The 9727-nt window shown below is 39.0% G+C and carries 10 protein-coding genes; 8 read left to right on the top strand and 2 right to left on the bottom strand.

The window, feature by feature from the left end:
• The first annotated feature begins 181 nt into the window (after window positions 1-181).
• The 3 genes from panD to BMX11_RS20525 all read left to right on the top strand — a co-directional run bounded on the left by panD (window position 182) and on the right by BMX11_RS20525 (window position 2765).
• Window positions 182-532: an aspartate 1-decarboxylase gene (gene panD, locus BMX11_RS20535; RefSeq protein ID WP_029274491.1), complete on the top strand. Its 351-nt coding sequence runs from the start codon at window positions 182-184 to the stop codon at window positions 530-532.
• Between the two features lie 37 nt (window positions 533-569).
• The gene (locus BMX11_RS20530) at window positions 570-1529 is read left to right on the top strand and encodes a lysylphosphatidylglycerol synthase transmembrane domain-containing protein (protein ID WP_090888209.1); all 960 of its coding nucleotides are present in this window, start codon (window positions 570-572) and stop codon (window positions 1527-1529) included.
• A gap of 96 nt (window positions 1530-1625) precedes the next feature.
• Window positions 1626-2765: an acyl-CoA dehydrogenase gene (locus BMX11_RS20525; protein ID WP_090888206.1), complete on the top strand. Its 1140-nt coding sequence runs from the start codon at window positions 1626-1628 to the stop codon at window positions 2763-2765.
• 160 nt (window positions 2766-2925) lie between these two features.
• Here the strand turns inward: BMX11_RS20525 and BMX11_RS20520 are convergent, their stop codons facing one another.
• On the bottom strand, window positions 2926-3270 hold the full coding sequence (locus tag BMX11_RS20520) for a phage holin family protein (protein WP_090888203.1): 345 nt from the start codon (window positions 3268-3270) through the stop codon (window positions 2926-2928).
• A gap of 43 nt (window positions 3271-3313) precedes the next feature.
• Between BMX11_RS20520 and BMX11_RS20515 the strand changes: the two genes are divergently transcribed.
• From BMX11_RS20515 to infB, 4 genes are all read left to right on the top strand, one after another.
• On the top strand, window positions 3314-3721 hold the full coding sequence (locus BMX11_RS20515) for a hypothetical protein (protein WP_217643888.1): 408 nt from the start codon (window positions 3314-3316) through the stop codon (window positions 3719-3721).
• A gap of 120 nt (window positions 3722-3841) precedes the next feature.
• Window positions 3842-4306 (top strand): ribosome assembly cofactor RimP, encoded by a 465-nt coding sequence (gene rimP, locus BMX11_RS20510; protein ID WP_090888196.1) that lies wholly within the window; start codon window positions 3842-3844, stop codon window positions 4304-4306.
• 2 nt (window positions 4307-4308) lie between these two features.
• Window positions 4309-5550: a transcription termination factor NusA gene (gene nusA / locus BMX11_RS20505; RefSeq protein ID WP_090888194.1), complete on the top strand. Its 1242-nt coding sequence runs from the start codon at window positions 4309-4311 to the stop codon at window positions 5548-5550.
• A gap of 62 nt (window positions 5551-5612) precedes the next feature.
• Entirely contained in the window at window positions 5613-8645 is a 3033-nt protein-coding gene (gene infB, locus BMX11_RS20500) for a translation initiation factor IF-2 (protein ID WP_090888191.1), read from the top strand.
• 79 nt (window positions 8646-8724) lie between these two features.
• Here infB and BMX11_RS20495 read toward each other — a convergent pair whose 3' ends face one another.
• Complete coding sequence (locus BMX11_RS20495) at window positions 8725-9009, bottom strand: helix-turn-helix domain-containing protein (protein ID WP_090888188.1); 285 nt, start codon at window positions 9007-9009, stop codon at window positions 8725-8727.
• A 72-nt stretch (window positions 9010-9081) separates the two neighbouring features.
• Here BMX11_RS20495 and BMX11_RS20490 point away from each other — a divergent pair, with 72 nt between their 5' ends.
• The gene (locus BMX11_RS20490) at window positions 9082-9681 is read left to right on the top strand and encodes a hypothetical protein (RefSeq protein WP_090888185.1); all 600 of its coding nucleotides are present in this window, start codon (window positions 9082-9084) and stop codon (window positions 9679-9681) included.
• The last annotated feature ends 46 nt before the right edge of the window (window positions 9682-9727 follow it).

Genomic DNA, 9727 nt, shown 5'->3' with positions numbered 1-9727 from the left:
GGCTTTGCCCCAAAAGGTGAACTATGTATTTATTCTTACCAATTTCTCGACATCATTCTTGCCAATTTCTCTGTATCCGCGATTACGAAAAATCCTGTATTTTTAATTACCGATTACAGTGCTTTTTCCGAAACTCCAATCTCATGACTAAAAACTCCAAACTGATTACTAACTTTGCCGAATGGTTATTACAATATTAAAATCGAAAATACACCGTGTTAGAGTAACGCAGGCAGAGCTCAACTATGTTGGCAGTATTACGATTGATGAAGATTTAATGGATGCGGCTAACATTATAGCCAACGAAAAGGTGCAGATTGTAAACAATAATAACGGTGCCCGCTTTGAAACTTATGTTATTAAAGGGGAACGTGGCACTGGAACCATTTGCCTAAATGGGGCTACAGCTCGTTTAGCGCAACTTGGAGACATTTTAATCATTATGTCTTATGGCTCACTGCCAATAGAGGAAGCTAAAAAATATAATCCTATATTAGTATTCCCTGACGATAACAACCATTTGCTAAAGTAACATTGTGACGCTAAACCTTAAAACAGTGCTGAAGTATATGATCCTGTTTTTAATAGGATTAGCGGTATTGTTTTTAGCGTTTAAAGGTCAGGATCTGAAGAAAATCTGGCAGGAAATAAGATCTGCTAACTTTATATGGGTGGGTATTTCTGCGTTCTCCGTTTGGATAGCGCATATACTTCGATCCCTAAGGTGGCAGATGCTTTATCATTCTATGCGCTATCCTGTAGGTTTCTGGAATACCTATCATGCGGTAATGGTAGGATACCTGGCGAATTTGGCCTTGCCAAGATTCGGAGAGGTAGGCCGCTGCTCTATTATCCATCGAACGGAAAGAGTGCCTATGTTTGCCTCTATTGGTACCGTAATTACAGAAAGGCTTTTTGATGTTGCCGTTTTGCTCTTTACCGCATTGGCAATGGTTATTTTCCAAAAAGATATCATCTTAAATCTTTTCACCCACACCATTTATCCCTCACTAGAAAATAGACTAAACGCTATTAATTATATGTGGTTACTATTGATTGGCATTTTAGCAGTTGTTTTAGTGGCATTAACAATCAACATATTACGACAAAAGTTTAGCAATAAATTTTTAAGAATCTTTGTGAACCTCCGCCAGGGTTTTAGTTCTTACCACAAACTTAAACACAAAAGTCTTTTCCTACTTTACTCCTTAGGTATCTGGATATTTTACTTTCTTTCCATCTACTTTGCCTTTTCAGCAATACCATCAACAAGTTTGCTGGGTTTTAACGCCGCATTCACTGCCATCGTGTTTTCCAGCTTTGCTATGGCCGCACCGGTACAAGGCGGGATAGGAGTTTTCCATTGGATGGTTGCCCAGGCTTTGGTGCTCTACTCCATAACCTTCAAAGATGGATTGGCCTATGCCACCATCATTCATTCGTCACAAGTCTTGCTCCTCTTATTACTTGGAAGCTTAAGTCTTTTTATCAGCTTGCACCCCAATAAGTCAAAACGAACTTCCTTTTAAAGCCTCCCTTTGAAAAGAAATAAAAATGCTATGCAACCATAGTATTTTACATGAGAAATGCTACATTTGATTAACTAACCTTTTATACATAATGTTATGCATTTTGAATTAAGTGAAGAACAATTAATGATTCAGCAAGCTGCGAGAGACTTTGCGCAGCAAGAGTTGAAACCCGGTGTGATTGAACGTGATGAACATCAAAAATTCCCTACAGAACAAGTAAAAAAACTCGGTGAATTGGGTTTTCTGGGCATGATGGTCGACCCAAAATACAATGGAAGTGGTTTGGATGCCATATCTTACGTATTAGTGATGGAAGAACTTTCCAAAATTGATGCTTCTGCTTCTGTTGTGGTATCTGTAAATAACTCACTGGTTTGCTACGGTCTAGAAGCCTATGGCACAGCACAACAAAAAGAAAAATACTTAAAACCACTGGCTTCTGGAGAAAAAATTGGTGCATTCTGTTTATCAGAACCAGAAGCAGGATCTGATGCTACTTCTCAGCGCACTACAGCTGAAGATAAAGGAGATTATTACCTGTTGAACGGAACCAAAAACTGGATTACCAATGGTGGTACTGCTTCTACCTATCTGGTCATTGCACAAACGCATCCCGAACTGAGACACAAAGGCATTAATGCTTTTATTGTAGAGAAAGGAATGGAAGGATTTACGGTAGGTCCTAAAGAAAATAAATTGGGGATTCGTGGATCTGACACCCATTCTTTAATGTTTAATGATGTTAAAGTACCCAAAGAGAACAGGATTGGTGAAGATGGATTCGGCTTTAAATTCGCTATGAAAACCTTAGAAGGGGGTAGAATTGGCATCGCCGCGCAAGCGTTAGGGATTGCACAAGGTGCTTTCGAGTTAGCGACGCAATACTCAAAAGAAAGAAAATCATTCGGAAAACCTATTTCAGAACACCAGGCAATCGCTTTTAAATTAGCGGATATGGCTACCCAGATTGAAGCGGCACGGCTATTGGTTTACAAAGCGGCCTGGTTAAAAGATCAAGGTCTTCCCTACACCCAGGCAGGCTCAATGGCCAAATTATATGCTTCGAAAGTAGCCATGGATGTTACTATTGAAGCCGTACAAGTACATGGAGGATACGGCTTTGTGAAAGAGTACCATGTAGAAAGGTTAATGCGTGATGCTAAAATCACTCAGATTTACGAAGGCACCTCTGAGATCCAGAAAATGGTGATTTCGAGGGAAGTTATTCGCTAATTTGGAATTGGGGGCCTGGAGTTAGGAGTTTCAAAACACCTAAATCCAAGCCCTAAACCAACATCGTAAACGCTCAACTTAAGACCTCAATATCCAACTAAGAATCGAGTTTTAAAGCCCCTGACCAGAAACCCTCGTCTCCAAACCCCATAATCCAAACTTAATCCTTATCTCCTGCTATTGCATTAAAAATTGCTTTAATTAAAGCCACAACAATAGCCAGAAATGCCGCTGCTAAAAACCCAGAAGTATTAAATGAGGTCATCATATTATCAACCAGTAAAATCATCAATACAGTGATAATGAAAGACACCAATCCGAGCGTTAAAAAATTAACCGGAAAGGTAAGTAACCGCAGAATAAATCCGATTGTTGCATTTGCCAGGGCAATTAAAATGGCAGCAATGATGGCGTTTCCATAGCCGTCAATACTTACACCCGGAACCAATTTAGCCCCCAGAAAAAAAGCCAGTCCCGTTAACAGGATTTCAATAATAAGTCTCATAGTTTTTGTAATTTAGTAAATGTTTAAATGCGTTTTATTGTATTTGGCAGTGTTTGTATTTGCCACAAGTATTCAATCTTGCTCCAATGCAAACAACAAGCCAATCATAAAGTTTTCTGGGGATAGTTCTACAATAATAATTAAAAACATTGATGAGGCTAGCTGGTTTGAGGCTCGAAAAGCCTATCAGGCTAATCCTGATGCCAATAGTTTGATCACAGTACTCATTATCCCAGGAGATCAGGATAGCCTGCAAACTGAAAGAGAAATCTCGGGTAGTTTTAAATTGGCAGGAGATTCTATTCAATTTACGCCTGATAGTACCTTTTTGAAAGGAAAAACCTATCTGGTAGAAAACTATGTTGGCGTAAAATTCGGATCATTGGGCGGACTGCTCAAAAATAACGTAAAAGCGCAGTTACAGCCACAACGACAAACACTTACGAGATAATTTAATGAGTATTTTTTAGCACAAGGGTTTGATTTTATCCAAAAAATTACTACCTTTGCCTTGTAATCGAAGAAAAGAGAAGGGGACATTGTCCCCTTTTTCTATGAAATCAGGTTAAATATGCAGGTAGAAAAGAGAGTAAAAGAGCTCGTTGAAGAGAAAATTGCAGATCGCCCGGAATTATTTTTGGTAGATGTAAAAATGTTGCCAAACAATAAACTGATTATTCAGGTTGATGGCGATGAAGGAATCAGTATCCAGGATTGTGTTGCCATAAGCAGACACGTAGGTTTTCATCTGGAAGAAGAAAATACTATTGCTCAGGCTTACAATTTAGAGGTATCCTCTCCTGGAGTTGGAGAGCCGTTAAAACTTAACCGCCAATATCAGAAAAACATTGGTCGTACGGTAGGCTTGAAGCTTAAGGATGGAAAAAAGAGAGAAGGAAAGCTTTTACAAGTTGCAGAAGATAGCTTAACGATTGAGGAATCGGTTAAAGAAAAAGGGAAAAAAGCGGTGACAGTTGAAAGCATTGTGCCGTTAAATGATATAATAGAAACAAGTGTGTTAATTTCATTTAAATAAAAATGAGTACTACAACAATTAATTTGATCGACTCTTTTCAGGAGTTTAAGGATTTTAAAAATATCGATCGCCCTACGGTGATCAGTGTGTTGGAAGAAGTTTTTCGTAGCATGTTGCGTAAAAAATACGGAACTGACGAGAACTGTGACGTAATTGTGAATCCTGACAATGGGGATTTAGAAATCTGGAGAACGAGAAAAGTAATGGAGGATGGATTTTCTGAGGATGATGATTTAGAGATCGAACTTGCTGAAGTACATCAATATGATCCAAGCCTAGAGGCTGGAGATGATTACATCGAGCAAATCACACTGGAAAGTTTTGGCCGCAGGGCAATTTTAGCTGCTCGTCAAACTTTAGTTTCTAAAGTATTGGAATTAGAGAAAGATGAAATCTTCAAAAAATACAAGGATCGTGTAGGCGAAATTGTAACTGGCGAGGTTTATCAGGTATGGAAGAAAGAAACTTTGGTTTTAGACGATGAAGGCAATGAACTTTTAATGCCTAAAACAGAGCAGATTCCTGCAGATTATTTCAAAAAAGGAGATTCTGTGAAAGCAGTGATTTCTAAAGTAGAGATGATCAATGCTAATCCAAAAATCATTATTTCCAGAACAGCGCCAGAATTTTTACAGCGTTTGTTCGAACTGGAAGTTCCAGAGATTTTTGATGGTTTAATTACCGTTAAGAAAATTGTTCGCGAACCAGGAGAGCGTGCTAAAGTTGCTGTTGAATCTTATGATGACCGTATTGATCCAGTTGGGGCATGCGTGGGTATGAAAGGTTCACGTATCCATGGTATTGTTCGCGAATTGAAAAACGAAAACATTGATGTGATTAACTTCACTAACAATATTTCACTATATATCACACGTGCTTTAAGTCCTGCGAAAATCACTTCTATTAAATTAGATGATGAAACAAAACACGCCTCTGTTTACTTGAAACCAGATCAGGTTTCTTTAGCTATTGGCCGTGGCGGACACAACATCAAGCTTGCTGGTAAATTAACTGGCTATGAAATTGATGTTTACCGTGAAGCAGGAGAAGAAGATGAGGATGTTGATTTGGAAGAATTCTCAGATGAAATCGATAGCTGGATTATTGATGAATTAAAGGCTATTGGATGTGATACAGCAAAGAGTGTATTAGCACTTACTGTTGAAGATTTAGTAAAACGTACTGATTTAGAAGAGGAAACCATTAAGGAAGTGGTTCAAATTTTACAGTCAGAATTTGAATAAGTGGTGTAATTTCCAAATAAACACTACTTTTGTATAACAATTAGAAAAATAAAAGGAGCTAAATGTCAGACGACAAACCAATCATTTTAATTAAAGCTATTAAAGAACTTAATATAGGCATGGGTACGGCCGTTGAGTTTTTAAACAAAAAGGGCTTCGCTGCCGAGAAGAGCCCTATGTTTAAACTTACGGGTGAAATGTACAATGCCTTGTTGAAAGAGTATCAGGGAGATAAGATCGTAAGAGAAGAAGCCAAACAAATAGTGATTGGTAAAATACGTCGCGACGAGCCTGAGACTGAAAAGCCAGTAGAAGCGCCAAAGAAAAATGCCGATTTTGAGAAAAATGAAGAGATTTTAATTAAAAATGCTCAATCATTTACTCCACCGGTAGAAAAACCAAAGGTTGTTGAAACACCTAAGGAAGAAACTCCGGCTCCTGTGGCAGCAGAGCCTGTAAAAGAAGTTAAAGCTGAGGAAAAGGTTGAGGAAAGTGCATTGCCTGGTGTTAAAATTGTAGGAAAGATTGATTTAAACGATCTTAATTCAAAAACACGCCCGGTAAAAAAAGAAGAGCCAACTACTCCTCCCCCAGCTCCTGTAGCGAAAGCTCCAGAGCCTGTGAAACCTGTTGAACAACCTAAAGTGGAAGAAAAACCTGTGGAAGTTAAAAAGGAAGAAGCACCTGTTGTAGCTAAAGCCCCAGAACCTGTGAAACCAGTTGAACAGCCTAAACCAGAAGTAAAGCCTGCCAGTACACCTACTGAGCCTGCCGGACCTGAAGTAATTAAGGCACGTACAGTTAAATTATCTGGACCAAACATCGTTGGAAAAATTACCCTGCCAACTGTACCAGACAGAAGAAATAATCCTGTAGCCTCTTCAAGCGATAGCGAAGCTGCGAAACGCAAGCGCAAACGCAAGAAAACTCCGGGAGGACCTGGACAGCCAGGTCAGGGTCAGCAAGGACAAAATCCTGCTGGCACACAGGGTCAAGGCCAAGGTCAGGGAGGTACCCAACAACCGCGTCAGCCTTATCAAGGGAACCGTCCGGGAGGCCAACCATATCAAGGTAATCGTCCTGCAGGACAAGGCGGCCAACCTTATCAAGGTAATAGAAATAATAACAGACCAGGTTTCCAAAATAGAAACGCAACTCCAAGCGGACCTAAAGAAGAGCCTACTGAGAAAGAGATTCAAGATCAAATCAAGGCAACACTTGCTCGTTTAAGTGGTGCAGGTAAATCAGGTAAATTTGCTCAACGTGCTAAACTACGTCGTCAAAAACGTGATGATGTTGCTTCATCAGCAGAAGAAGCAGCAAACGAACTTGAATCGCAATCAAGAATATTAAAAGTAACAGAATTTGTTACGGCTAATGAATTGGCGAACATGATGGATGTGCCAGTTACCAAAATTATTGGTACTTGTATGAGCTTAGGTATGTTCGTATCCATTAACCAACGTTTAGATGCTGAAACTTTAACCATTGTTGCTGATGAATTTGGCTACGAAATTCAATTCGTAAAACCTGATGAAGAGGAGGACAATGTTATTGAAGAAGAAGATAACGAAAATGATTTGATCGAAAGAGCTCCTGTAGTGACTATTATGGGGCACGTAGATCATGGTAAAACTTCATTGCTGGATTATATCCGTAAAGCAAATGTAGTAGCTGGTGAAGCGGGTGGTATCACTCAACACATTGGTGCCTACATGGTAACGACTTCTTCGGGTAAAAAAGTAACTTTCTTAGATACACCAGGTCACGAAGCCTTTACAGCGATGCGTGCACGTGGCGCGAAAGCAGCGGATATTGCCATCATCGTTATTGCAGCGGATGATGCAGTGATGCCTCAAACGAAAGAGGCTATCAATCACGCTCAGGCAGCAGGCGTTCCTTTAGTATTCGCATTCACTAAGGTGGATAAACCAGGAGCAAATGCAGACCGTGTTCGCGAGCAATTATCAACCATGAATATTTTAGTTGAAGACTGGGGTGGTAAATATCAATCACAAGAAATCTCAAGTAAAAGCGGCTTAAATGTTGATTTACTTTTAGATAAAGTTTTATTAGAGGCTGAGTTATTAGAACTTAAGGCTAACCCTAATAAACGTGCTACAGGTACAGTAATTGAGGCTGCTTTGGATAAAGGACGTGGTATTGTTACTACGGTATTGGTTCAAGGTGGTACCTTAAGAGTTGGAGATCCAATTTTAGCGGGTAGCTTCAGCGGACGTGTTAAAGCATTAACCAATGAGCGTGGAGCTAAGGTTGACTCCGCAGGCCCATCACAACCAGTACAGGTTTTGGGTATGCAGGGAGCACCTACAGCAGGTGATCGCTTCAATGCTTTAGAAAGTGAAAGCGAAGCACGTGATATTGCGAACAAACGTATGCAATTACAACGTGAACAAGGCTTACGTACGCAGAAACACATCACACTGGATGAGATCGGTCGTCGTTTAGCAATTGGTAACTTTAAAGAGCTTAATATCATCGTTAAAGGTGATGTGGATGGTTCTATTGAGGCTTTATCAGATTCATTATTGAAACTCTCTACTGAGCAGATCCAGATCAACGTAATCAGTAAAGGTGTAGGTCAGATTTCAGAATCTGATGTATTATTGGCTTCGGCATCCGATGCGATTATCATCGGTTTCCAGGTTCGTCCTTCAACTGGTGCACGTAAGTTAGCAGAACAAGAGCAAATCGATATCCGCTTATATTCTATCATCTATGATGCAATCAACGAGATTAAATCTGCGATGGAAGGTATGTTGGATCCAGAATTTGAAGAGAAAATTGTGGCTAACGTTGAAATCCGTGAAACATTCAAAATCACTAAAGTGGGTACCATTGCAGGATGTATGGTATTGGATGGTAAGATTACCAGAAACAGCAAAATCCGTATCGTTAGAGATGGTGTTGTAGTTTACACTGGAGAACTTGCTTCCTTAAAACGCTTTAAGGATGATGTTAAAGAGGTATCGAAAGGTTACGAATGCGGATTGAACATCCAAAACTTTAACAACATTGAAGTGGGCGATATCGTGGAAGCTTACGAACAAGTAGAAGTTAAACGTAAATTATAATTAAGCTTATTATAGCTTTATGGAGGGTCTTAGCGAAAGTTGAGACCCTTTTTGTTTGATGCCTATATTCGAATAATTATTACTTAGTACTACTATGTTTTATCATATACCCAACTACCATATAGGAATCCTTTATGATCTGATCGATAGGTATTGAATAAAATTCAGATATTTTCTCCAGCTGGTTAATCGAAAAATCAACTTCGTTATTTTCCCATTTTCTGTAACTCACTCTACTAATTTCCAAGCAGTTTGCAACAAATTGTTGAGAATAACCACAGCTATCCCTATATTTTCTTAAGGTAATCCCGATATCTAGCATGAGAAGAGCTATTAATAAAACATATATAAATGTATATTTCATGGAATAGCTTTTGACAACGGGGAGTTATCAAAAATATACTTTTTTTCGTGTCTCTTTAGGAAAAAAACTTTTATGAAAAATTTAAAGATGATAGCATTTATGCTTGCCATTATTTCTTGCTCCTTATTAAGTTGTAAGAAAAAAGAACTATTAAGTGATCCTATTTCAAGTAAAGAGTTATCGGAACAAACTTCTAAAACCATCACAACAACACCGTTAGCAATACTTCCACAAGTATGGGGACCTCCTCCTTCAAACGGAATTGCATTAACGCGTTTATATAATCCATATCAGGGTGTTCATATGCTTGCCAATCCAGAGGAAACGTATGTTCTTTTAGCACAAAAAGTTAAAAGAGGCTCGAACTGGTTTCCAGCTTGGGTAAATGAAGGAATACTTGGCTATGGTTTAAGAAGTGGGGGAAAGCCACTGTATAGGTTTTATGCCATTGATGACCACTATTTTTCTACAAATTCGAGCATACCTGCAGGTTACGTATTGGAAGGTATACAAACTTATGTATACACTTCTGCAACTTCTGGCTACCGTCCAATATATGCTTTTTCTACTATTTCAGGGAAAACAGACCATGTCTATACCGCAAATCCAAATGAACTGAATGGAAATTCAGCCTGGAGAAATGAAGGTATAGCATTTTACTTGATGTATTAAGTTTACTCCACATAGGCCAAAACAGATGCATGAAGAAAATAATCGC

Source organism: Pedobacter rhizosphaerae (assembly GCF_900111155.1).
Taxonomy (GTDB): Bacteria; Bacteroidota; Bacteroidia; order Sphingobacteriales; family Sphingobacteriaceae; genus Pedobacter; species Pedobacter rhizosphaerae.
The sequence above is the reverse complement of the archived record's forward strand: the minus strand, read 5'-3'. Positions and strand labels throughout refer to the sequence as shown.